The 23,054-nt window shown below is 46.0% G+C and carries 23 protein-coding genes and 1 other RNA gene; 14 read left to right on the forward strand and 10 right to left on the reverse strand.

What is annotated here, in order from left to right; all coding sequences use genetic code 11:
* Window positions 1–7: 7 nt before the first annotated feature.
* Window positions 8–2,731, reverse strand: a complete 2,724-nt coding sequence (gene gyrA / locus FD977_RS08260) for a DNA gyrase subunit A (protein WP_215304886.1) — start codon at window positions 2,729–2,731, stop codon at window positions 8–10.
* A gap of 159 nt (window positions 2,732–2,890) precedes the next feature.
* Here gyrA and ompA point away from each other — a divergent pair, with 159 nt between their 5' ends.
* The 6 genes from ompA (at window position 2,891) to FD977_RS08290 (ending at window position 7,013) form a co-directional block, all read left to right on the forward strand.
* The gene (gene ompA, locus FD977_RS08265) at window positions 2,891–3,469 is read left to right on the forward strand and encodes an outer membrane protein OmpA (protein ID WP_215304887.1); all 579 of its coding nucleotides are present in this window, start codon (window positions 2,891–2,893) and stop codon (window positions 3,467–3,469) included.
* Between the two features lie 100 nt (window positions 3,470–3,569).
* Window positions 3,570–4,259 (forward strand): bifunctional 2-polyprenyl-6-hydroxyphenol methylase/3-demethylubiquinol 3-O-methyltransferase UbiG, encoded by a 690-nt coding sequence (ubiG, locus tag FD977_RS08270; RefSeq protein ID WP_215304889.1) that lies wholly within the window; start codon window positions 3,570–3,572, stop codon window positions 4,257–4,259.
* Window positions 4,256–4,933 (forward strand): HAD family hydrolase, encoded by a 678-nt coding sequence (locus FD977_RS08275; protein WP_215304891.1) that lies wholly within the window; start codon window positions 4,256–4,258, stop codon window positions 4,931–4,933. The genes ubiG and FD977_RS08275 overlap by 4 nt, the downstream gene beginning before the upstream one ends.
* Window positions 4,934–5,002: 69 nt before the next feature.
* Window positions 5,003–5,361: a transfer-messenger RNA gene (gene ssrA, locus FD977_RS08280) on the forward strand.
* A 277-nt stretch (window positions 5,362–5,638) separates the two neighbouring features.
* Window positions 5,639–6,049, forward strand: coding sequence for a DUF6088 family protein (locus FD977_RS08285; RefSeq protein WP_215304893.1), 411 nt, complete (start codon window positions 5,639–5,641; stop codon window positions 6,047–6,049).
* Window positions 6,036–7,013 carry a nucleotidyl transferase AbiEii/AbiGii toxin family protein gene (locus FD977_RS08290; RefSeq protein WP_215304894.1) on the forward strand — a complete coding sequence of 326 codons (978 nt, stop codon included), beginning with the start codon at window positions 6,036–6,038 and terminating at the stop codon, window positions 7,011–7,013. Before FD977_RS08285 ends, FD977_RS08290 begins: the two co-directional genes overlap by 14 nt.
* Window positions 7,014–7,160: 147 nt before the next feature.
* Here the strand turns inward: FD977_RS08290 and FD977_RS08295 are convergent, their stop codons facing one another.
* Both FD977_RS08295 and FD977_RS08300 read right to left on the reverse strand, forming a co-directional pair.
* Window positions 7,161–8,912 (reverse strand): IlvD/Edd family dehydratase, encoded by a 1,752-nt coding sequence (locus tag FD977_RS08295; protein ID WP_215304895.1) that lies wholly within the window; start codon window positions 8,910–8,912, stop codon window positions 7,161–7,163.
* Window positions 8,913–8,945: 33 nt separating this feature from the next.
* Entirely contained in the window at window positions 8,946–9,935 is a 990-nt protein-coding gene (locus tag FD977_RS08300; RefSeq protein WP_215304896.1) for a tripartite tricarboxylate transporter substrate binding protein, read from the reverse strand.
* Between the two features lie 109 nt (window positions 9,936–10,044).
* Between FD977_RS08300 and FD977_RS08305 the strand changes: the two genes are divergently transcribed.
* Complete coding sequence (locus FD977_RS08305; protein WP_215304897.1) at window positions 10,045–10,467, forward strand: VOC family protein; 423 nt, start codon at window positions 10,045–10,047, stop codon at window positions 10,465–10,467.
* Between the two features lie 40 nt (window positions 10,468–10,507).
* Here the strand turns inward: FD977_RS08305 and FD977_RS08310 are convergent, their stop codons facing one another.
* The 6 genes from FD977_RS08310 to FD977_RS08335 form a co-directional block, all read right to left on the reverse strand.
* Window positions 10,508–12,565: a TonB-dependent receptor domain-containing protein gene (locus FD977_RS08310; RefSeq protein ID WP_215304898.1), complete on the reverse strand. Its 2,058-nt coding sequence runs from the start codon at window positions 12,563–12,565 to the stop codon at window positions 10,508–10,510.
* 93 nt (window positions 12,566–12,658) lie between these two features.
* On the reverse strand, window positions 12,659–12,835 hold the full coding sequence (hemP, locus tag FD977_RS10900) for a hemin uptake protein HemP (protein WP_215304899.1): 177 nt from the start codon (window positions 12,833–12,835) through the stop codon (window positions 12,659–12,661).
* Window position 12,836: 1 nt separating this feature from the next.
* The gene (locus tag FD977_RS10905; protein WP_371743130.1) at window positions 12,837–13,316 is read right to left on the reverse strand and encodes an energy transducer TonB; all 480 of its coding nucleotides are present in this window, start codon (window positions 13,314–13,316) and stop codon (window positions 12,837–12,839) included.
* 228 nt (window positions 13,317–13,544) lie between these two features.
* Window positions 13,545–14,744 (reverse strand): class I SAM-dependent methyltransferase, encoded by a 1,200-nt coding sequence (locus FD977_RS08325; protein WP_215304901.1) that lies wholly within the window; start codon window positions 14,742–14,744, stop codon window positions 13,545–13,547.
* A 3-nt stretch (window positions 14,745–14,747) separates the two neighbouring features.
* Entirely contained in the window at window positions 14,748–15,299 is a 552-nt protein-coding gene (locus FD977_RS08330; protein WP_215304903.1) for a carboxymuconolactone decarboxylase family protein, read from the reverse strand.
* A gap of 9 nt (window positions 15,300–15,308) precedes the next feature.
* Window positions 15,309–16,307 (reverse strand): tripartite tricarboxylate transporter substrate binding protein, encoded by a 999-nt coding sequence (locus tag FD977_RS08335; RefSeq protein ID WP_215304905.1) that lies wholly within the window; start codon window positions 16,305–16,307, stop codon window positions 15,309–15,311.
* Between the two features lie 89 nt (window positions 16,308–16,396).
* Between FD977_RS08335 and FD977_RS08340 the strand changes: the two genes are divergently transcribed.
* Window positions 16,397–17,164 carry a sulfurtransferase gene (locus FD977_RS08340; protein WP_215304908.1) on the forward strand — a complete coding sequence of 256 codons (768 nt, stop codon included), beginning with the start codon at window positions 16,397–16,399 and terminating at the stop codon, window positions 17,162–17,164.
* 12 nt (window positions 17,165–17,176) lie between these two features.
* Here FD977_RS08340 and FD977_RS08345 read toward each other — a convergent pair whose 3' ends face one another.
* Window positions 17,177–17,479: an antibiotic biosynthesis monooxygenase gene (locus tag FD977_RS08345; RefSeq protein WP_215304910.1), complete on the reverse strand. Its 303-nt coding sequence runs from the start codon at window positions 17,477–17,479 to the stop codon at window positions 17,177–17,179.
* Between the two features lie 90 nt (window positions 17,480–17,569).
* On the opposite strand from FD977_RS08345, the gene FD977_RS08350 reads away from it, so the two are divergent.
* The 6 genes from FD977_RS08350 to FD977_RS08375 all read left to right on the forward strand — a co-directional run bounded on the left by FD977_RS08350 (window position 17,570) and on the right by FD977_RS08375 (window position 23,053).
* A complete protein-coding gene (locus FD977_RS08350; protein ID WP_215304912.1) occupies window positions 17,570–18,571 on the forward strand; it encodes a tripartite tricarboxylate transporter substrate binding protein in 1,002 nt (333 codons plus the stop codon).
* A 68-nt stretch (window positions 18,572–18,639) separates the two neighbouring features.
* Window positions 18,640–20,013 (forward strand): MmgE/PrpD family protein, encoded by a 1,374-nt coding sequence (locus FD977_RS08355; RefSeq protein ID WP_215304914.1) that lies wholly within the window; start codon window positions 18,640–18,642, stop codon window positions 20,011–20,013.
* A gap of 28 nt (window positions 20,014–20,041) precedes the next feature.
* Window positions 20,042–21,016, forward strand: a complete 975-nt coding sequence (locus tag FD977_RS08360) for a D-2-hydroxyacid dehydrogenase family protein (RefSeq protein WP_215304916.1) — start codon at window positions 20,042–20,044, stop codon at window positions 21,014–21,016.
* Complete coding sequence (locus FD977_RS08365; RefSeq protein ID WP_251369466.1) at window positions 20,974–21,558, forward strand: chromate transporter; 585 nt, start codon at window positions 20,974–20,976, stop codon at window positions 21,556–21,558. The genes FD977_RS08360 and FD977_RS08365 overlap by 43 nt, the downstream gene beginning before the upstream one ends.
* The gene (locus FD977_RS08370) at window positions 21,558–22,079 is read left to right on the forward strand and encodes a chromate transporter (protein WP_251369467.1); all 522 of its coding nucleotides are present in this window, start codon (window positions 21,558–21,560) and stop codon (window positions 22,077–22,079) included. The genes FD977_RS08365 and FD977_RS08370 overlap by 1 nt, the downstream gene beginning before the upstream one ends.
* Complete coding sequence (locus FD977_RS08375) at window positions 22,076–23,053, forward strand: tripartite tricarboxylate transporter substrate binding protein (protein WP_215304918.1); 978 nt, start codon at window positions 22,076–22,078, stop codon at window positions 23,051–23,053. The genes FD977_RS08370 and FD977_RS08375 overlap by 4 nt, the downstream gene beginning before the upstream one ends.
* Window position 23,054 lies beyond the last annotated feature (1 nt).

Genomic DNA, 23,054 nt, shown 5'->3' on the forward strand with positions numbered 1-23,054 from the left:
ATGCCAATTAGGCATCGCCAGCTTCAGCAGAATTGGAACCAAGCGCTGGATCAGCGGAAACAACTCCACCCTCACCGTCTTCACCATCATCTAAATCATTCTCATCATCAGAATCGCTTTCAGCAATACGCTGCAAGCCAGACAAACGAGTGCCTTCATCAACGTTAATCAATGTGACACCTTGTGTGGCGCGACCCATCTCACGAATCTCTGAAACGCGTGTACGCACCAAGATGCCGCCAGTAGTGATCAACATAATTTGATCTTCAGGAGATACCAAAGCAGCGGCAACCACTTTACCGTTGCGCTCGGTTGTCTGAATCGCAATCATGCCTTTAGTACCACGACCATGACGGGTGTATTCACCAATCGGAGTGCGCTTACCAAAACCATTTTCAGTTGCAGTTAGTACGCTGCTCGGAATTGCGAGACCATTCGCATCAACGACAGCTGCCTCGGCACCTTCAGCGGCTTCGGCTGGAGCAACTAACATGGCGATCACTTGATGACCTTCACCCAAGTTCATACCACGCACACCGCGCGCTGTACGACCCATTGGACGCACATCGTTCTCATCAAAGCGCACTGCCTTACCAGCATCCGAGAACAACATCACATCATGCTGCCCGTCAGTAATCGCTGCACCAACTAAGAAGTCATTCTCGTTTAAATCGACAGCAATAATTCCGGCCTTACGTGGATTAGAGAAGTCAGATAAACGTGTCTTTTTCACAGTACCCAAGCTCGTTGCCATGAAGACGTAATAATCATCTTGATATCCCTTAATCGGGAGAATCACGGTAATCTTTTCACCTTCAATCAGCGGGAACATATTCACGATTGGCTTGCCGCGTGAATTACGACTTCCTTGTGGAACTTCCCACACTTTGAGCCAATACATACGGCCACGATCGGAGAAACACAAAATGATGTCATGCGTATTCGCAACGAAGAGTGTCTCAATCCAATCTTCATTCTTGGTAGCTGCAGCTTGTTTACCGCGACCACCACGTTTTTGCGCACGATATTCACTCAAAGGCTGGCTCTTCATGTAACCAGTGTTAGAGAGCGTAACCACCATATCTTGCGGAGTGATCAGATCTTCTGTAAACAACTCGGTTGCATTCATTTCAATAAATGAACGACGGCCAGAGTCACCACCAGCAATACCAAACTCAGCTTGCACTTCTTTCAACTCAGACTCAATGACTTGAGTAACACGCTCTGGCTTAGCAAGTAAGTCGAGCAAATCAGAAATCTCCGCCATCACATCTTTGTACTCATTTACGATCTTGTCTTGCTCAAGGCCAGTCAAGCGTTGTAAACGCATCTGCAAAATTTCTTGTGCTTGGCTATCCGATAGACGATAGAGACCAGAGGTTTGCATGCCGTACTCTGGCAACAAACCTTCAGGACGGTAAGCGTTGCGACCACCTGGAGTATCTGTCTCAGCACGCGCCAGCATCTCGCGCACCATGGAAGAGTCCCAAGGTTTACTCATTAATTCTTGCTTAGCAACTACTGGGTTCGCAGCAGCTTTAATGATGGCAATGAATTCGTCAATGTTTGCCAACGCAACTGCCAAACCTTCTAAGACATGACCACGCTCACGCGCTTTGCGTAATTCAAAAATTGTGCGACGTGTGACTACTTCACGACGATGCTGCAAGAAGTACTCCAGCATTTGCTTCAAGTTCAACAGGCGCGGCTGGTTATCTACTAGAGCCACCATGTTCATGCCGAAGTTATCTTGCAGTTGAGTGCTCTTGTATAAATTATTGAGAACTACTTCAGGCACTTCGCCGCGCTTGAGCTCGATTACTACGCGCATGCCTGACTTATCAGACTCGTCGCGTAGATCAGAGATACCTTCTACTTTTTTCTCATTCACCAACTCAGCAATTCGCTCGAGTAAGTTCTTTTTGTTTACCTGGTATGGCAACTCATCCACGATGATGGCCTGACGAGCGCCCTTGTCGAGGTCTTCAAAGTGGGTTTTAGCCCGCATCACCACACGGCCACGGCCGGTGCGATAGCCCTCACGAACTCCTTGAACGCCATAAATAATGCCGGCGGTCGGGAAATCAGGCGCCGGAATGATCTCGATTAATTCGTCGATCGTGCATTCTGGGTTGTGCAATACGTGTAAACAGGCTGTAACCACCTCATCCAGGTTATGGGGAGGGATATTGGTAGCCATACCCACGGCAATGCCAGAGCTGCCGTTAATCAGCAAATTAGGCACTTTTGCAGGAAGAATCAAGGGTTCTTTCTCGCTACCGTCGTAATTTGGCCCGAAATCCACGGTTTCTTTATCCAAATCAGCCAAAAGCTCATGGGCGATCTTACGAAGGCGGATCTCCGTATACCGCATTGCAGCAGCGTTATCACCGTCTACAGAGCCAAAGTTACCCTGCCCGTCAACCAGCATATAGCGCAGGGAGAAGTCCTGGGCCATGCGAACAATGGTGTCATACACCGCAGAATCGCCATGTGGATGGTATTTACCGATCACATCGCCAACTATACGGGCAGATTTTTTGTAAGCACGGTTCCAATCGTTGTTTAATTCATACATCGCGAATAAGACCCGGCGATGGACCGGCTTGAGCCCGTCACGTACGTCTGGCAGGGCTCTGCCGACAATGACGCTCATTGCGTAGTCCAAATAGGACCGCCGCATTTCGTCTTCTAGGGATATTGGTAGTGTTTCTTTAGCGGCTTGTTCCATTTAGAAATAATATCATTTTGATGACTGATAGCCCCTATGCTAAAATTCTGTCAGTTTGTACGAAATTGAGATGTGTCGCTTTGCGGTCTTTTGCTTCAAAGTAGGGCGAATTACATTTAAGTTTGACTTTAATTAAAAAGAGATTTTTGAGGACTAAAAATGAACAAAACCCTAAAACTGGTACTTGCTGGCGTAATCACTGTTGCTGCTACTGCTACTTCCGCCCAAAACGTTGACAACTGGGTCAACTCAACTGGTACTTCTTGGAAAAACGGCGATGGCACATTGTGCTGGCGTGATAACAGCTGGACACCTGCAACTGCAGCTAAAGGTTGTGATGGCTTCTTGGCTCCCAAGGCTGCTACATCTGGAGTTAGCCAAAGCAAAATCACTTTGCAAGCTGACACACTCTATGACTTCGATAAAGCAACATTGAAGGCAGAAGGTCAAGCAACCTTGAACAAGATCGCTGCTGACTTGAACAAGATCAAATTAGAAGTAATTATTGCTGTTGGTAACACCGATAGCGTTGGTACTGATGCCTACAACATGGCTCTCGGCCAGCGTCGCGCTCAGTCAGTTAAAGCTTACTTAGTAAGTAAAGGTGTTGACGGTAGCCGTATTTACACAGAATCAAAAGGCAAGAGCAATCCAGTTGCAAGCAATGCAACTGCTGAAGGCCGCGCTAAGAACCGCCGCACCGACATCGAAGTTGTTGGTACATCTGCAGTTAAGTAATTCTTTTTACTTGTAAAAAAGCCCGGTTCTGCCGGGCTTTTTTATTTCCGCTATATTCATAATCCACCTATATCAACGCGCTTACCGCGCTTTCAACCCTATGAACGTCGATCAATCTGAAATCGCTAAATTTAGCGCCCTAGCCCATCGCTGGTGGGATCCCCAAAGCGAATTCAAGCCTTTGCATGCCATCAACCCCCTACGCCTTAATTGGATCAAGTCTTTCGTTGATCTCCAAGGCAAGAAGGTTCTCGATGTCGGTTGTGGCGGTGGGATTCTGGCAGAGTCAATTGCACAGTCAGGCGCTGACACCTGTGGCATCGACTTATCCGAAAAGGCCCTTAAAGTCGCTGAGTTACATGCGCTAGAGGTAGGCGCAACCCTGAAATACCGCTCTATTTCAGCTGAAGCGCTAGCTGAGGAAGAGCCAGGGCAATATGACGTTGTGACTTGTATGGAGATGCTTGAGCATGTGCCAGACCCTTCATCTGTAGTCCGTGCCTGTGCAAAGCTGTGTAAACCAGGTGGAACCCTCTTTTTTAGCACCCTGAACCGCAATCCTAAGTCCTACTTATTTGCCATTATTGGCGCTGAATATATTTTGCGACTGCTCCCCAAGGGTACCCATGAATACGCCAAATTCATCAAGCCTTCTGAATTAGTTGCATTTACCCGTCACGCCGGATTAGAAATGCTCGGCATGAAGGGGATGACATACAACCCCATTACGCAAGTTTACAAATTGGGTGAAGATGTGGATGTGAACTACATGATTGCTGTACGCAAATGAGTAGCGGGTTAGTAAGCCCTTACAATGGCATCTTTTTTGACCTAGACGGCACTCTTGCCGATACGGCTCCAGACCTTGTCGCAGCTGCTAACCAACTCCTCATCGCTCGCAATCTTCCAGCTATGCAATATGAGGTATTGCGCCCACGCGCTTCGGCAGGGGCTCGTGGACTAATTAAGGGGGCATTTGGGATCGACGCTGATCACCCCGATTTCATTCCACTTCGGGATGAGTTCTTCTCAAACTATGAAAAAGCACTATTGGTCAACAGCATTATTTTTGATGGTGTTGATCATTTACTAGATCAATTAGATGGCGCAAAGCTACCTTGGGGCATTGTTACCAATAAAAGCGAACGCTTTACCAATCCCCTAACTGAGTTAATGGGCTTACGCCAAAGAGCAGCATCAACAGTCTCTGGCGATACCACCCCACATTCAAAACCCCATCCTGAGCCCATCTTGCACGCTGCCAGACTCGCCAATATTGACCCGACTAAATCTGTCTATGTTGGTGATGACATTAGAGACATCGTGGCGGGCAAAGCGGCGGGTATGAAGACAATCGCAGCAGCCTATGGCTATTGTGGCTGTGAGGAGCCCCCAGAGGCCTGGGGCGCGGATTATCTCGTATATCACCCAAAAGAATTGCTGGAAATCATCTTCCCGCAGTAGGGAGATAAAAAGATAATGAGCAATTTAGGAGTAAGCACCTTAAAATGGAGCTTCCAATGCATAAACTCCGGGGTCGACATGGTTTCGACGTGGATTACAAAGCATCAAGGGCATACCGAGGACCCGTTATCTCGTAAATCAATGGGAATGTAATAACTGCAAACGACGAACGTTTCGCACTAGCCGCTTAATTGCGGTTGCCCCTGAACTGATTCTCTCTTGGGTCAGCTAGCGCAAGCTAGATCAGGGTCATTTACAAGAGATAAGATCATTTCATGTCACGGGGAATGATTCGAAAACTTAGTGAATCGCCAGCGTGGAACATGTCAGTCTGTGACTAGCTAGCTAAATTAAATGACATGACTAAGTATGTAGAACTTGTTGTAGAGGATTTGCGGACGCGGGTTCGATTCCCGCCGACTCCACCATTTTGAAGTATGTAACAGTCCAACGCCACCCACCAGGGTGGCGTTTTTCTTTATATATAAAGGCTTGTCAAGGGTACGCAAGCCACCCCTTTTGGGTGCCCTTGACTAAATATGACCTCGTTTATTAACTATGTATACCTAGGGGGTTTTTACCCATTAAAATAACTTTTAAGTCATGTTTTATATGGATTTACGTCATAATCTACTTATACAAAAATAGGACATCAATGTCTTATTTTTGTATATAATTAAGGCTTAATCAGGAAAGGAGGCCAAGATGGCTAAAGCAACAACTAAAGACCGTATCTTGGCCAGCCTACGTAATTCCAAAGGCAAGGTCTTCTTGCGTGATGACTTCAATCGATTTGGTAACTACCGCCAGGTATGCCGTGTAGTGAAAGAACTCTCAGATGAAGGCAAACTAATGCGCCTTGGGTATGGCACGTATGTAAAGGCGCGCCCCTCCTCTATCTCTGGCAAACCCGTCGCAGATGAAAGCCTGATCAACATCGGCCTTGAGGCCATGAAAAAACTGGGTATCAAAGCTGATGTAGGTAAAGATATGCGCGCCCTGATTCAAGGTGACAGCACTCAGGTTCCCATGCTTCCCATTCTCAATATTGGTAATGCCAGGGTATGTCGCAAGCTCTCAGTAGGCAGTCGTTGCCTAGTCTATGAAAAGAATTAGCGACACCCAAAGACTCCAAGTTTTAGATGTCATCAATGAGTTAGAGCTTGGCATTTCTGAATTCGCCCTTGAAAAAGATTTCATAGTTACTGATGCCTTGGCCGGTATTGCCAGCATTAATAACACAGACTTTGATTTAATCTTCTGCGGGGGCACTTGCCTGTCCAAGGCCTATGGCTTGTTGGAGCGAGTCTCTGAAGATGTAGATATCAAGGCATCACCAAAATCTACAGAGGCACTGACAAACAGTAAAGTCAAATCAAGGATGAGCAAGCTTAAGGCCGATATTGAATTGGCATTGAATAATGCAGGCTTCAAATCCGAGTTCATTTCAAGAAATGCAAAAGATAGAAATAACTTTATTGAATTTGATATCCAGTACTCCACCCACTTTGAAGTAAGCCCTGGGATGCGCGCGAACCTCAAGCTTGAAGTGAGCTATAGCCCATTGCGCGCGCCCAAACGAGATAGGGCAATTACCCTCTTATTTGATTCATTGGCAGGCATGAATACTGGTCCTAGCTTCATGGTGCCCTGCGTAGACTTAAGTGAAGCATTAGCGGAGAAGCTCATTACTTTCCCAAGGCGCCTAGCTCTATCGATGGCAAAGGATGATGAGGGGCTTGATACCGCATTAGTACGTCACCTTTACGACGTTTATCAGATTATCCAAAAGAACTCATCCATCCTGAGTGATAACCAAGACAATCTGTCAAACCTAGTAAATCAAGTAATCCAAAAGGATGCGGAAGATTTTGCAAGTCAACATAGCGCCTTTGTGACTGATCCGCTTGGTGAAATTCATAAAGCGATGGAGTACGCAAAGTCTGATGCGAAGACCAAAGAAATCTATGATCAATTCATTAGGGTGATGGTCTATGACAAGAACGCACCCTCATTTGAAGATGCGCTCTCTGCATTCCATAGAACTCTTAAGCTAGCCCTACCAAGTCTTTCTCGCTAGAAGGCTAAATACCCATATTGCCTAGGTGCTGGGTAATACGATCCATCGGTTGATCAGAGCTAGCCACTGGTGCACCCAGATCTGCTGTTCGCGCCCGTATAGGTTGAGATCGATATCAGGCCCCTCTTTATATTGCGCAATCTTGATTCAACGCTTTGGTGTTTTGCCCACTATCTTCACCGCCCTCAAGAAATCAAAGTCAACACCTTTGTCTGCTTGAGTGACTGTATCTAAGAATAGCTTGAGATAGCCACGCTCTGCAGTGGGCTCTATTACTGGATTTTCTTTTGCACGCTTAGCCAACTCTTCATCTGAGACCAACAAGCTAATCTCACGATTCTTCACGCTCAAGCGGATGCGGTCACCATTATGTACAAACGCCAATGGTCCACCTACTGCAGCCTCTGGAGTGACGTGCAACACAATCGTTCCGAAAGCCGTACCACTCATGCGCCCATCAGAAATTCGCACAATATCTTTTACGCCAGCACGAGCTAACTTCATCGGAATCGGAATGTACCCCGCCTCTGGCATACCAGGTGCGCCTTTGGGGCCAATGTTCTTTAGCACCAAAATATCATCTGCCGTGACATCTAAGTCTGGACTATCAATGCGATTGGCTAGGTCTTCACTGTTTTCAAACACAACAGCGCGACCCTCATGCTCCATGAGCTTTTCATTAGCTGCTGATTGTTTAATGATGGCGGCACCGGGTGCTAGGTTGCCATGCAATACTGCAATGCTGCCACGTGGATAAATCGGGTTATCGAACTTGCGCACTACATCTTGCTTAAAGCTTGGAGGGGCCGCATCAATCTCCTCGCCTAAAGTGCGACCTGTTACCGTCATCGCATCTAGCTTTAGTAAAGGCTTGAGCTCACGTAGCAGCGTAGTAATACCACCAGCATCATGGAAGTTCTCCATGTAGTGATCACCAGAGGGCTTTAAATCCACTAACACTGGCGTCTCATCACCCATCTTATCGAGTGCATCCAAGTCAATCTCTAGGCCCATACGACCAGCGATGGCAGCTAAATGTACGATGCCGTTAGTCGAGCCACCAATTGCCAATAAAACACGCATCGCGTTTTCAAAAGCGTCTGCTGTTAATACCTTATCAATTGTTAGGCCGTCTTTTGCCATTTGTACAGCGCGAGTACCAGTCTCTTCTGCAATCCGAATACGGTCGGCAGTAACTGCTGGCGGTGTCGCGCCACCAGGCACAGTCATACCAAGCGCCTCAGAGATACAAGCCATCGTACTAGCAGTGCCCATGACTGAGCAGGTGCCTACACTGGCTACTAATTGGTCGTTCACTTCATCTTTTTCAACTTCATCAATTTCGCCAGCGCGGAATTTTCCCCAATAGCGGCGACAGTCAGTGCATGCACCCACACGCTCACTTCGATGGGAGCCGGTCAGCATGGAACCAGTGATCAACTGAATTGCTGGCAGACCAGCAGAGGCAGCACCCATCATTTGTGCGGGTACAGTTTTATCGCAACCACCAATCATCACTACCGCATCCATCGGCTGAGCACGCAACATCTCCTCCGTATCCATTGACATGAGGTTACGCAAATACATGCTGGTAGGAGCAGCAAAGCTTTCATGAATGGAGATGGTGGGGAAATCCATCGGCAAACCACCAGCCAACATCACGCCACGTTTTACGGCCTCAATCAGTTGCGGCATATTGCCGTGACAGGGGTTATAAGCACTACCAGTATTAATAATGCCAATGACGGGGCGGTCTAAGGCGCTATTGGTATAGCCAGCACCCTTGATAAATGCTTTACGCAAAAACAAGGAGAAGCCTTTATCACCATAACTGGTTAAGCCCTTACGCAAACCACTCTCTGTGGACTGCTTTTTTTCTTTATCTATATTGCTTGTCATAAATCATTCTTTAAATTAAAAAATAAATGGTGCTTACTCAGCTTTGATATCAGCTTCTCTAATGACTTTTTCCCAACGCTTCACTTCAGTAGCTAGCAACTCAGCTGATTTCTTAGGCTTAGTTGGTGCTGCAGCGTAAACACCCTGCTTTAGAAATGCTTCCTTCACCTCAGGATTAAGCAATAGTTTAGCGATAGCACTATTTAACTGGTCAACGATAGGCATGGGCGTACCGACTGGCGCTAGAACACCAAAGGTAGAGCTCACTTCCAGTGCGGGCATACCAGATTCAGCGGTCGTAGGAACATCAGGCAGCATCGAAATGCGTTTTGCTGTTGTCACCGCTAAAGGACGTAATTGCCCGGCGTTGATAAATGGTAATGCAGCCGGAACCGTTTCCACCATCATATTGACTTGTCCCGCAACCAAATCGGTCATAGCTGGGCCGCTACCTTTATATGGCACGTGCGTGATTTTGAGACCCGCTTCTTTTTGGAAAATTTCTGCACCCATTCTTTGTGGTGCGCCTGCACCCGAAGAGGCGTAATTTAATTTATCTGGATTGGCTTTGGCGTAATCCACTAAGCCTTTTAAGGTTCTTACAGGAACATTGGGGTTCACCACCACCACCAAAGGCACAGAACCCACAATCATGACTGGGGTGAAATCCTTCAAAAGATCGTAACGTAATTTGCCCTTCTCAAGCGTAGCCATAGTGGAATGTGAGGTGACCGCACCCATCAATAAGGTGTAACCATCTGGATTTGCTTTAGCTACCGCTTCTGCGCCGATATTGCCACCAGCTCCACCGCGATTCTCAACCAACACTTGCTGACCCAAAGAGTCGCCTAAGTTCTTGGCTAGAATTCGTCCAATGACATCGGTAGCCCCACCAGGAGGATAGGGTACGATCAGTTTAATTGGCCTGTCCGGATAAGCGGCATGCACCAAACCAGAAAAGCTCAGGATCAGGGTTGCCTGGGCGATAGAACGGCAAATCTTACCCAATTGAAAAGTGATCATTTTTATCTCCGTGTCACAGTTTTATATTTATGCTCTCAATATACTAAACTTCATCATTACATCCATTTAAGCTTGCTGAGCCTAATTCCACATCTTGCCAAGGACCGTTATGTCAAATATTCAACCTTTTCACCTGGCTTTTCCTGTAGACAACCTGGAAGCAGCTCGTACTTTTTACGGCAGCACCTTAGGTTGCGCAGAAGGTCGCAGCTCTGATGAATGGATTGATTTTGACTTCTTTGGACACCAATTAGTTGCCCACCTTGCACCTGAAGAATGCAGTCATGCAGCCTCAAATGAGGTTGACGGACATCAAGTTCCCGTAAAACACTTTGGGGTGGTGCTAACGATGCCAGATTGGCATGCATTGGCCGATAGATTAAGCAGCAGTGGCATGAAGTTCATCATCGAGCCACAGATTCGCTTTAAAGGAAAAGTAGGTGAGCAAGCCACCATGTTCTTTCTTGATCCTGCTGGTAATGCCCTAGAGTTCAAGGCATTCGAGGATCCCAGCCAGCTATTTGCTAAATAATTGGCCGAGATAAAAAACTGACTACAAGCTATCTACCGCATCAGAAAAACTGGTAACTCATACCCGCCTGGAAATTGATGGGTGCGCCAGCAAAAATTCCATCAGGACTTCTACTGGAAATATAGCGCTTGTTTAACAGGTTATTAACCACACCAAATACTTTCAAACTTTTATTGATCGCATAATTCGCACTCCAATTAACAGTAGTGATAGCAGAAATTTCCCCGAGAGTACCAATGGAGTTTGGCAAGACAGTATTTGCTGAATCGGCAAATTGAGGCGATAAGTAATTCAGACTAACTAAGGTGTTAAGGCCATTTTTCTGATAGCTGACACCTAAATTCGATACCAACTCTGATGTGTATGGGATACGGTTTCCATCTTTCCCCATAGATGAATTACCAACAAATTTAGCAACGGGAATATAAGTGAGATTCCCACTCAGACCCCATCCAGATTGAAGTCCATACCCTAAAGATAATTCCATGCCCTGATGTAAGCTCTTGCCGCCATTAGCTTTAGTAATGCCCGCAGCAAGACTTTGATTGACGATTTGATTACTAAAGTTCATGCTAAATATTGCCGCATCATAGCTAAAACCACTATTCACACCCCGTAGTCCAAACTCAAAATTAGTTGATCTCTCAGGATCCAATTGCTGATCCACGCCCTTGTCACTAATGGCAGTTGCTAATTGAGCAGGCGCAAATCCTTTATATACGCTTGAGTAAAGCTGTAGTTCTGGAATCAGTTGCCAGCTTGCTCCAATTTGTGGAACAGTTTCTAAATTCTTTGCACTCCCTGACTTTTCAGTCAGGACATTATTTCGGGATTGGTTGTAACTTTCAATACGTACCCCAGGAGTAACTGCAAAGTCTTTTGATAGTAAGAATCTATTTTGTGCAAAGAAAGCGATTGAATTGGCTTTATTTTCCTCATGCCCAGACACTGTTCCAGACTGAGCTAAGCTGCGGGATGCCACTAGCTGGTTTGATTGCGTCTCAGTATGTAAGCGCAGTCCGAATTCAAATTCATTGCCTATACCCATTGCCTCATAAGCATGAGTCACCCTTGAATCTACTCCGAGCATTTGAAACTCACGATTACGCCCAAACATACAATCATTATCGCCATTGCACGGAGTAAAACTGGTTTTGTCCGAAGTACGACTACTGATGCTTTGACGCCAGTAATCTCGATCTAGGCGACTCCAGTAAAGTAAGGTGTTCAGCTTTGTGGCAGCGCCGAGCTCCCAGGAGTGATTCAGATCAACAGCATTTCTCTGCGTAACAAAATAATCATTGGGAGCGGGATTTCCTGAAAATCGAGTGGCATATTGATTTGGTCTCAAACCGACATACGAGGTATTAATATTGTTGTCATAGTGAGTATATTTAAGGCTTAGCCATTGATTTTGATCAATGGCCACCCCGCCCTTAAAAAGAATGTCGTACATCTTGAAGCCATTGCCTTGATACCCATCACTCTCTGACTTAATGATGTTGATGCCTGCAATCGCTCCATTACTATCCGACTTTCCGCCGGCCTCAATTTGAGCTAATTGATAACCATAATTACCCGCTTTACCGGAAAGCTTAAAGCCCTCCTCTGGAGTTTTGGTGAGGTAATTAATCACGCCACCAATATTGGAAGGACCATACTGCAAGCCAGATGCCCCCTTTAAAACCTCAATGCCACTCATACGATCAACAGGCGGGCTGTAATAAGAGGCGCTAGAAATAAATAGGCTGGGATGAATAGGTGCACCATCCTCCAGCAACAACACTTTCTGACTACGGCTAGGATTCAGCCCACGAATCCCAATATTAGGAATGGAACCTAAACCACCTTCATCGCCCCGGATATTAATACCCGGAATGGTCTTAAGAGCATCTTGAATGGATAAGGGCTGAAGTAACTCCAACTGCTTTTGATTAATTACGTCGACCGTGCCCGGAATTTTCGAACGCGCATTTTCCTCGCTGCCGACAATATCCATTCTTGGTAAATCTATTTCTTTAGCCTGAATACCCGAATTCAAGGAACACCCACAAATCAAGGCAAAGCGTAAAGCCCAGAACAATTTTTTTTGTTTCATATGCAATCTCCAGAGATAAAAACATCAAATCGCTGGCTAATCGCATATCAAAACACTTTTGCTGGCTAATAAATTAGGGTGCTTAGTACATCACTATTTAGTCAAAATAAGCTTCTTTAATTTAGTAATTCTTAAAATATATCTTTCGCCATCATGGATGATGACAACGGTTTTCTCTTTGCCAAACAAACTCGTACTAGCAATCGTCTTATTTAAGCTCAATTGAGGATTTACAAAATCTACTACCGAGACATTGAACTCTGGTTTCAATTTAAGTCTCTAACCTGAAGTGGATCGGGAGATGGTAGCAGTGAGATATGGTCTGATCCTGAGATCCTAGGGCAGAAAATTTCCACCGTCTGACACCATCCATAGCGGATCTATCTAATTTTTCGTAGCCAGAGCTTTTGGCTAATAGAATACTTTCCACATCCCCTCGCTCATCAATACATAGCTTGAGGTGAACGGCGCCTTGTTCACGCATACGCCTACTTAAAAGGGGATAAATCGGTTTTGGATTTATAAAAATATCCCTATCACGAAAGGTTTTCACTGCCGGAGACGATATGATCGACTCATGATTACTTGAGTCCTTTGCAATCGATGACGCAAGAAAATGATGAGTGGCACTAATATCCTGATTTTGTTTTGATACCCTGGATATAACGCGATGATCAAGCGAGTCCCTCAAACTGAGATTTAGCCTCTCTGGTACAAAAGTCTGCGAAGTCTTCTGTTGAAATATTCCCACTCCAAAAATAATAGAAATATGCGCCCCAATTACCCAAAGAGGAATGAGCTTAGACGCACTAATCTTTAATTTTTTTCCTATCAAGAAACAAAGCCCTTACATGCATCAACTCAAAATGAAAGATGATAATCATTCTCATTTATTTTATTGGATGTTCTCTCGGCCAACAACCCTTTAAATTAAAAGCCCGCAGGCTCAAAGGGTATTCAGCGGATTGGCTAGATGAATCTAATACTTCTGATGAATTTGTAAGCGCCAGAGTGAAGTGATTTCAGCAGCTCTTGCAAAATGAAGAGAGTCTGAATCATCAAATGCTTTCGGATGTTTAGGTTTGGTATCAATACGCTCAAGAACAACTAATCCAGCGTCTTCAATCCAAGAGAGTAGCTCTTGTCTGGATCTGAGCTCAAGATGTTCGGCTAAATCAGACAGAATCAACCAACCCTCACCTTGAGGCAGTAAATGTTCTTTTAACCCAGCTAAAAATCCTTTAAGCATCTGACTCTCTGGATCATAGACCGCATGCTCTAATAAGGAGCTAGGTCTTGCGGGCACCCATGGTGGATTGCAGACAATTAATGAAGCCTTTCCTGCTGGAAATAAATTGGCCTTCACAATGTCTATTTGAGAACCCAAACCTAAGAGTGCAATATTTTCTTTGGCACAGGTAAGCGCTCGATCGTCTTGATCGGTGGCAACAATTTCTTGGACATCCCGCATTGCCAAAATAATCGATAGCACACCAGTGCCCACGCCAATATCAAAAGCTGTGGATGCCCCATCGATGGATTTGGGCAGAGGGGCGCTACAAACTAACTCAATGTACTCGCCGCGAACGGGTGAGAAAACGCCGTAATGCGGATGAACGTAGATTGGCTCACCATTTTCATCGGCCAAAATAGGCAATCCATTCTTGCGCCATTCATGAGCGCTAATCACGCCCAAAAGTTCACGCAAAGAAACTATATAAGAGTGATCAACGGTGCCATATGCTTCTGAACATGCTTGCGTGATATCGGGCGCACGACGTAAGGGGATAGTATGGTCCGAATTACATTGAATTAACAACATCCCCAATATTCGGGCACGCTGAGATTGAATCAGCCGGTGTTGATTGAAAATATCTTTTGCTGTTTTTTTGGGGGTGACATCAGTAGACTTATCCACCCTCTTGCCGGCACGCTTTGATTTTTTGGATGGTTTATCTATGCGACGAACCAAGGCCTGCAATAGCTGTCGGGCATTTTGGAAATCGCCTTTCCAAAGAATAGCCGTACCTTCACATGCCAAACGGTAGGCATCATCAGCCGTAAATGTGTCGTCGGCAATCACCACTTTTTTATGTGCTGCAATGCCATTTTCAGAATGCCAAACTGCTGAGCAATTCTGGCCACCCTCTTCCCAGTGAATGGAGCCACCTTGGCTCATAAATTACTCAGGAGGATGTTCCTCGGGATTGACATCTAAGGCGATCAAAAACCGAGAGACCATGTTGTAAGCTGCCACTACAGTGACAAGCTCAACGGTATTGGTGTTACCCAAAGCGGTCTGCAAACGCTTCATCAGAGCGCTATCCACCTGGATATTGCGAGTCATCTGAAACGTGAGTTCTGCAGCGTCATTCTCTACAGCAGAGAATAAGGCGCTAGGAAAGCTTGGCTGTCCAATTAAACGCAGCGCTTGAACTTGCTCTTCAGTACCGCCTGCCTTGATAAACGGCGGGGCATGGTGAAAAAACTCATATTCAGCGCCATTGAGAACAGCTACCCCGCACATCGCAAGCTCACGCAGCTTTGGATCTAAGGAGAGGTTATTGCGGATCTCGCCCACAAAATGATTCCAGCCCTCGGCGATAGGGGTGCTATGTAAAAGCATGCGATCCAAGTTAATGAACTGGCCACCTCGTCTTTTACGAATAGCCGCTACCAACTCAGCAGGCTCAGCTAGATCCATCGGCTGATAGGGAATTAAACGCTCACTCATATCAATTCCTTATTGTGTTTCTTTAATATTGTTTTCAATCACAAACTTACCCCATACTGCAATTTGCTTGCCGATAAAGTCGCGCAAAGTTTCTGGATTACCAGCAACAACTTCAATACCTTGTGATTTTAATTTAGACGCAACTGCAGGCGTTTTGAGCGCTTTCGTGACAGCCTGGTTCATGGCATTGACGATCGCTGGTGGAGTTTTGCCTGGAGCCAAAACTGCCCACCATGCTGGTGCATTAAATCCAGGGAATCCACTCTCAGCAATCGTTGGTACATTTGGTAACTCAGGAGATCTTTTGGCAGTAGTGATAACCAAAGGAATGACACCGCCACTATCAACATGGGGCTTCACCAAGAATTCTGAGCCAACAGCTAGTTGAACTTGACCACCGAGTACATCTTGCATCAATGGGCCCCCACCACGGTAAGGAACATGATTCCAATCAAAGCCTGCTTGCTTAGCCAAACGCGCCATAGCCAAATGACCCAAGCTGCCAATGCCAATGGATCCATAGCTAAATTGTTTACCAGTCTTAGACAAGTCTACCAACTGCTTGAAGCTCGTGATCCCAGAATTCTTACTAGCAACCAATACCATCGGCGAAGTACCAATTAAGGTCACAGGCGCAATATCTTTAATCGTGTCATACGGAAGCTTATCTTTAAGGATTGGATTGACGCCGTGCGTGTCAAAAACCACTGCAAAGGTATAACCATCAGGATCTGACCTGGTCATCGCGGCAGTTCCAATCACACCAGATGCCCCACCAATATTTTCAACAATGACGTTTTGCTTTAATTCTGCTTGTAAAGCCGGGGCCAAGGTACGTGCCACTTGATCCACAGAGCCACCCGGCGGAAAAACAGCAATCAGGCGAATCGGCTTTTGGGTAGGCCAAGCGCCCACACCGGCAGTTTGAGCGCCAGCAAAAGAACCAGCAAACATCATAAATAGGCCAAATAAAAGCGCTTTTTTAGTTATTTTCAAGTAAATCGGCATGCATTATCTCCCTCGATTAAGACTGCAAGATTACCACCCATCCTCGCCGCTTGTTTGATAATGGATACCGGAGCAAGATGAGATTACCTATGAAACCAATATTGAACGTGGCTGCCTACTTATTTGTCAGTCTAGACAATTTAACTGAGCTACGCGCCAAGATCTTAGATGAGTGCAATGCTGGCGAGTTAAAGGGCACCATTCTCTTGACTGGCGAAGGTATCAATATGTTCTTAGCCGGTAGCGAACCCGAATTACGCGGCTTTCTAAATTACTTGCGCCAGGATCCGCGCTTTGCACCCCTTCAAACTAAAGATAGCTGGTCAGAAACACAGCCCTTTAAAAAGATGTTGGTGAAAATTAAGAATGAAATCATTCGAATGAATCACCCAGCGATTCGTCCGGAAGAGGGTCGCGCAAACTTCATCACACCGAAAAAATTACAAGAGTGGCTTGATCGTGGAACAGACGACTTGGGACGTCCGGTAGTCTTGGTGGACACGCGTAATGCTTTTGAAGTCGAGTATGGGACTTTTGAAAATGCGCTGCATTTCAATATCGAGAAATTTACAGAATTTCCTAAGGCAATTTCAGCTCATAAGGACGAGCTAGCGGATAAAACTTTGGTGAGCTTTTGTACCGGTGGAATTCGTTGTGAAAAGTCTGGGCTCTATATGCGCGAAATTGGCATGCAACACAGCTATCAGCTTGAGGGTGGCATCCTCAAGTACTTTGAAGACGTTGGCTCCGCACATTACACCGGCAGCTGCTTCGTATTTGATGAACGGGAAGCGCTAGAACCTAATCTAGACACCATCCCACTGGAACGCTCGATCCGAAAAAAACAAAGTGCATAACTACTAAAGGTATTAGTCTGACTTACCCACCAAAGTCATGTGCTCAACAAAAGGTGGTTTTGCGAAGAATGGGCCAACAATGGCTCGCCAATCAGCAAAAGCATCAGATCCCCTAAAGTCCATCGTATGGTTCTCTAGGGTATCCCAGTAAATCAGTAATAGGTAGCGAGCAGGAGTTTCAATGCTGTGATTCACCTTGAATCCACGAAATCCCTTAGCTTTTGCTATTACCGTATTGACGCCACGCAAAATGGCCTCTTCAAACTCAGCGCCCCTAGTTGGGTCAATTTCTATATCGCAGTGCTCTAAAATCATGATGCTTCCTTTTTAAAAAAGTATTTTTATATCAATAGTAAAATTCATTTATAAAAGAAGCTTAATCCAAAAAATATCTGGGCTCGAGACATGTCTAATACCCTCCATCGGCAAATGCCGATTTTTTTATCTGCCCTGATTTTTTCATGCACAAGCTTAGTGGCGAGTTTCAATGCTGCAGCGCAATCAACTCAGGGCTACCCCAACAAGCCAATTAAGTTGATTGCCCCAGTAGCGGCTGGGGGTGGTCTTGATAACATCGCTCGCTCGCTCGCAGAGAAAATGTCCAAATCCATTGGTCAAACCATCGTTGTAGAAAATATTGGTGGGGGTGGGGGCACCATTGCTTCACAATCAGTTGCAAAAGCCACCCCAGATGGCTACACCTTGATGGTTGCCTACGTTGGCTCGCATGGAACTAACCCGGCAGTTCGCAAGCTACCTTACGATGCCATTAAAGATTTCACGGCGGTTGGCATGATAGGAGCAACACCAAACGCCCTGGTAATCAATCCCGAGTTACCGATCAAAAACTTAAAAGAATTTATTGATTACGCCAAGAAGAATCCAGACAAAATAAGTTATGGCTCTGCTGGCCCAGGGACTTTGACCCATTTAGGGATGGAGCAATTAAAGCTAGCTGCAGGAATCTCTATGGTTCACGTCCCTTATCGTGGTGTAGGGCCAGCCTATACGGATTTGTTAGCAGGTCAAACTCAAGCAATGCTTCCAACCCTATTTGCCGCCATGCCCTACTTAAATACCAATCGAGTTCGTGGCTTAGCTATCACTGGCGCCAAGCGCAATCCTGCTGCCCCCAATATTCCCACCTTCAAGGAGCTTGGCTACAACGGCTTTGATGGGCAGCAGTGGTATGGAATCGTTGGCCCCGCCAACCTGCCGCCTGCCATTATTAAGAAACTCAATTCGGAGCTCAATAAAGCATTGGCACTTCCCGATTTCTCAGAAAAAATGACCAGTGAAGCCATGACATTAATGCCGATGTCTCCACAACAATTTGAAAACTATATTAAAGAAGATATTGCGCGCTGGGCTAAGGTTGCCAAAGAACGCAATATTGAATTGGAATAAATTCAGTTACAAAGTTACCCAGCTACTCACTTTTACTAAATTCGATACTTATAAAAATAGGAAATAACATGTCCCATGCTATTCAAGCAGCAGCCGATCTCAATGCGCCACCAGTCACTAAAATATTGGCTGAGTTTGTTACTTCACACGCCAGTCAAGGCTGGAGTACTGAGGTAGACCATGAGGCGCATCGCACCTTTTTAAATTGGCTTGGATGCGCAATTGGTGCAGCTAAACACGAGAGCGTTGAATCCTCATTAGCTGCCATCCGTGAATTTCAACCAGCGCCTCAGGCGAGTATTCTGGGTCGCAAAGATCGTGTGGATATGGGTGGTGCAGCGCTCATCAATGGCATTAGCTCGCACACCTTTGACTTTGATGACACGCATCTCAAAACGGTGATACACCCCGCAGGCCCAGTTGCCTCTGCCATCCTGGCTTTGGGTGAACATACCAATGTCACAGGTCGTCAAATAATTGATTCACTCGTTTTAGGAATTGATGTTGCTTGCCGTGTTGGTAATGCCATGTACCCAGATCACTACCATCGTGGCTGGCACATCACTGGCTCTACTGGCATGCTAGGCTCTGCTGCAGCTTGCTCACGCCTCATGGGGCTAGATCTCCAGAAAACGACTATGGCATTAGGCATCGCAGCATCACAGCCAGTGGGTATGCGCGAGCAATTTGGCACAATGACAAAACCTTTTCACCCAGGCGGTGCTGCACGCGCAGGACAACTCTCTGCTCTATTGGCAAAGCATGGCTTTACTGCCAGTCCTAAAGCTTTAGAAGCGGGCCGTGGCTATATGCAAACCGTTTCAACTAAATGCGACTGGTCAGAGATTGATCGAGAGCTTGGTAAATCATTTGAGATTTCGTTGAATACCTACAAGCCATTCGCTTGTGGAATTGTGATTCACCCTGCCATTGATGCGTGTGCACAACTCAAAGCGCAGGGCGTTAAAGCGGAGGAAGTGGAACGTATTGAGTTACGCGTTCACCCACTCGTACTTGAATTAACTGGCAAGAAAACACCTAAAGATGGTCTAGAAGGTAAATTCAGTGTCTATCATGGCTGTGCCGTCGGCTTAATTTTCGGTCAAGCAGGTGAAGGTGAATATGCCGACGATATTGTCAATCGTCCTGATGTAGTTGCCTTACGCGCCAAAGTAAACGCCACAACTGATACATCCATAAGCGAAGCATCGGTGGATGTCAAGGCGATTCTGAAGGATGGAAAAGAAGTCCACATCTTCGTTAAAAATGCAATTGGGTCTGTTGAGAATCCAATGAGCGACGCTAATTTAGAGCAAAAGTTCACTAGCTTGACTGAGCCAGTAATTGGCAAAGAAAAAACTACTCAACTGATTGCAGCATTATGGAATCTGGGAAGCGCACCTGATCTCAAGAAAATATTGAGTCTTTGCACTCCCGACTAACTCACCCCTAAAGAAGAAACCAGTCATCATGACCAAGCTACCGAATATCGTCATTCTCGGAGATTACGAGCGCGCCCTGCGTCGCTTTTCTCAATGGGATCGGATAGAGCAAAATTCAAATCTCACAATTCATCATGAGCCATTGCGAGATGAGGCCTTGTATGAGGCAGTCAAAGATGCCGATGTCATTGCCATCGTACGTGACCGCTCCCCCTTTAACGAAGCCATGATTGCGAGGCTACCAAAGCTCAAATTATTGATGTTCACAGGTAAGCGAAATGGCACGCTAGACAGCGCCGCCCTTACTTCTCGCAATATTCCGATTGCCTGCACGCCAGGAGGCCCTTCGAAAGAAACTACTGCCGAGTTAACCTGGGCATTAATTTTGGGCGCCTCAAAACAATTGATTCGCCAAAATAATCTCGTGAGCACCGGTGGCTGGCGCGATGAACTCTCCGTTCTGCCCATACTCTCCGGTGAGCGCTTGGGCGTTCTTGGTCTAGGCGCTATCGGCAGTGCTGTTGCTCGCGTTGGCAAGGCATTCGGCATGGAGATCGTCACCTGGAGCCCGAACATGACTCCAGAGCGCGCTGCAGTTGAACATGCCACTTCCGTTAGTCTCGATGAATTACTACGCACATCAAAAGTAGTTACCCTGCACTTAGTAGCGGGCCCCGGCACTAAAGGCCTGATCAGCGCCGATCAACTCGCCTTAATGCGCCCAGACTCCATTCTGGTCAATACCTCACGCTCTGCATTGATTAATATGTCCGACTTATGTGCTGCCCTCAAAAAAGGTTGCCCAGGACAAGCTGCTGTAGACGTATTTGATATTGAGCCATTACCATCGAATGATCCCTTACGTAGTACCCCAAATTTATTAGCAACTCCCCACCTAGGCTTTATCGCAGAGCCTGTCTTTAAAATGTTCTCCCAGGGGATTACTGAAACTCTGGAAGCATGGTTAGATCAAAAGCCAGTACCTCATCCATACCAGCCTTAACGCCTTTGAAAACACTGACTCCAACAGAATTATTTATTACCTTTAGCAAGATCGGCATGTCTGGTTTTGGTGGAGTGCTACCCTGGGCTCGCCGCACCTTGGTAGAGCAGGATAAGGTACTCAGTTCAGAAGAGTTTAGTGCCATTCTTGGAATATGTCAGATTGTTCCAGGACCCAATATTCTGAATCTCGCTGTCTGTATTGGCTCACGCCTCTGTGGGGCTAAAGGCGCCTTTGCCGCAGCGCTTGGTCTGACTCTTGGACCAATCTGTGTTGTGATGTTGCTAGCAGTTTTGTATCAGCATTACAGTAATTTAGAAAGTGTTCAAGGTCTACTCAGGGGCATCTCTGCAGTGGGCGTGGGATTAATTGCTTCCACCGGCATCAAAATGTTGCGTGATGAGTTTAAATATCCTGCAATGCTTTTAGTCGTAGCCCTGACTGTGACAGCCGCAAGCTACTTCCATTTAGGTCTTGGCTGGGTTGTTCTTCTGGTATCACCGCTTGCTTTGCTTTTAGCATTCAGGAAGGCTCGCAAGTAATGGGCATACTCCTCAGTCTATTCTTAAAGCTTTCTGCTTTTTCTCTGATTGCCTTCGGAGGAATCAATGCATTACTTCCTAGCCTCTTAGAGCTATCGGTTCATCAAGAACGGTGGATTGACCTACAAACTTTTGCCGATTACTTTGCAATTGCTCAAGCTGCTCCTGGCCCAAATTTTATGACGGTTACCTTGATCGGCTGGCATGTTGGAGGGATTCTGGGGGCACTTCTCGCCACTTTTGCAATTGCCTGGCCATCATCTATTTTGGTGTACTTTGTACAACGGCTGATCCTAAGCATGAATAACGAACAAAAAAAGAAGTCGATTCAGTACGCTGCTGCCGCACTGGCAATTGGCTTAGTGCTTTCTTCTGCATGGCAGATTGCCTTACAAATCAATCATAGCTATGCTGCCTATGGATTGACTCTACTAACTATTGGGTTGACTGTCTTTACCCGCTGGCATCCTTTATATTTGATTGCACTGGGCGCAGCCCTTGGAACAATGGGATTGATATGAAACTCTTTTCACTTCTAAGTATTACTATTGCTGGTGCAGCGCTCTCGTTAGCGCTAACTTCTCAAGCTCAAAGTAGTTACCCTAATAAATCTATCAATTTAGTTGTGCCTTATGGTGCAGGCGGCAGCGCAGACTCTCGGAGCAGACAGCTGGCTCAGAAAATGAGTGTCATTCTGAAGCAGCCGATTGTGGTTGATAACAAACCAGGTGCTGGCGGAAATATCGGTACTGAGTTTGTCGCAAGATCTGCTCCGGATGGCTACACCATTGGTATGGGAAACTTTGCGCCCATGGCAGTAAACAAAACGCTTTTTGGAAACTTACGATATGACCCAGAAACTGCTCTCACTCCCATCATCCTAGTCGAAAAGGGTCCGCTAATTCTGGTGGTGAATCCAAATTCGCAATACAAGACTATTCAAGATATTGTTACAGCAGCTAAAGCAAAGCCAGGGACTCTGACATTCTCTTCGGGAGGAATCGGTGGTAGCCATCAACTCTCAGCTGAGCTATTTATGCAAAATGCTGGCATCCAAATGATTCATGTTCCTTATAAGAGTGGCTCTGCTGCACTGACTGATTTGATGGCAGGTAATGTCGATATGATGTTTGATCAGATGTACTCTGCAGTTCCTAATATCAGAGCAGATAAACTGCGTCCTATTGCCATCACCAGCAAAAAGAGATCGCCACTCTTTCCGAGCGTGCCCAGTTTTGCAGAGCTTACTTACCCTAAAGTTGAGGTGCTCAATTGGCAAGGGTTCATTGCGCCTGCTGGCACACCTAAATCGATTATCGACACATTAAATAAAGCCGCTAATGAAGCTCTTAAAGATCCACAACTCAGAGAGTTAATGCTCTCCCAAGGAAATGAGATTGGTGGTGGTAGTCCTGCCGATTTCGCAGCCCTCATTAAATCCGAGGCTGCAAAATGGAGTGCCGTAGTCAGGGCTGGAAATATTAAGCCTGAGTAAG

Source organism: Polynucleobacter sp. AP-Elch-400A-B2, assembly GCF_018688355.1.
Taxonomy (GTDB): Bacteria; Pseudomonadota; Gammaproteobacteria; order Burkholderiales; family Burkholderiaceae; genus Polynucleobacter.

Bases quoted from the DNA above. Each gene is read 5' to 3' on its own strand.
- FD977_RS08285 (WP_215304893.1), top strand. From the start codon at position 5,639: ATGGCTAAAGCAACAACTAAAGACCGTATCTTGGCCAGCCTACGTAAT.
- ompA (WP_215304887.1), top strand. From the start codon at position 2,891: ATGAACAAAACCCTAAAACTGGTACTTGCTGGCGTAATCACTGTTGCT.
- FD977_RS08295 (WP_215304895.1), bottom strand. From the start codon at position 8,912: ATGACAAGCAATATAGATAAAGAAAAAAAGCAGTCCACAGAGAGTGGT.
- FD977_RS08275 (WP_215304891.1), top strand. From the start codon at position 4,256: ATGAGTAGCGGGTTAGTAAGCCCTTACAATGGCATCTTTTTTGACCTA.
- ubiG (WP_215304889.1), top strand. From the start codon at position 3,570: ATGAACGTCGATCAATCTGAAATCGCTAAATTTAGCGCCCTAGCCCAT.
- FD977_RS08300 (WP_215304896.1), bottom strand. From the start codon at position 9,935: ATGATCACTTTTCAATTGGGTAAGATTTGCCGTTCTATCGCCCAGGCA.
- FD977_RS08365 (WP_251369466.1), top strand. From the start codon at position 20,974: ATGGTTAGATCAAAAGCCAGTACCTCATCCATACCAGCCTTAACGCCT.
- FD977_RS08305 (WP_215304897.1), top strand. From the start codon at position 10,045: ATGTCAAATATTCAACCTTTTCACCTGGCTTTTCCTGTAGACAACCTG.
- FD977_RS08345 (WP_215304910.1), bottom strand. From the start codon at position 17,479: ATGATTTTAGAGCACTGCGATATAGAAATTGACCCAACTAGGGGCGCT.
- FD977_RS08290 (WP_215304894.1), top strand. From the start codon at position 6,036: ATGAAAAGAATTAGCGACACCCAAAGACTCCAAGTTTTAGATGTCATC.
- FD977_RS08370 (WP_251369467.1), top strand. From the start codon at position 21,558: ATGGGCATACTCCTCAGTCTATTCTTAAAGCTTTCTGCTTTTTCTCTG.
- FD977_RS08310 (WP_215304898.1), bottom strand. From the start codon at position 12,565: ATGAAACAAAAAAAATTGTTCTGGGCTTTACGCTTTGCCTTGATTTGT.
- FD977_RS08355 (WP_215304914.1), top strand. From the start codon at position 18,640: ATGTCCCATGCTATTCAAGCAGCAGCCGATCTCAATGCGCCACCAGTC.
- FD977_RS08335 (WP_215304905.1), bottom strand. From the start codon at position 16,307: ATGCCGATTTACTTGAAAATAACTAAAAAAGCGCTTTTATTTGGCCTA.
- FD977_RS08330 (WP_215304903.1), bottom strand. From the start codon at position 15,299: ATGAGTGAGCGTTTAATTCCCTATCAGCCGATGGATCTAGCTGAGCCT.
- gyrA (WP_215304886.1), bottom strand. From the start codon at position 2,731: ATGGAACAAGCCGCTAAAGAAACACTACCAATATCCCTAGAAGACGAA.
- FD977_RS08375 (WP_215304918.1), top strand. From the start codon at position 22,076: ATGAAACTCTTTTCACTTCTAAGTATTACTATTGCTGGTGCAGCGCTC.
- FD977_RS08350 (WP_215304912.1), top strand. From the start codon at position 17,570: ATGTCTAATACCCTCCATCGGCAAATGCCGATTTTTTTATCTGCCCTG.
- FD977_RS08325 (WP_215304901.1), bottom strand. From the start codon at position 14,744: ATGAGCCAAGGTGGCTCCATTCACTGGGAAGAGGGTGGCCAGAATTGC.
- FD977_RS08340 (WP_215304908.1), top strand. From the start codon at position 16,397: ATGAAACCAATATTGAACGTGGCTGCCTACTTATTTGTCAGTCTAGAC.
- FD977_RS08360 (WP_215304916.1), top strand. From the start codon at position 20,042: ATGACCAAGCTACCGAATATCGTCATTCTCGGAGATTACGAGCGCGCC.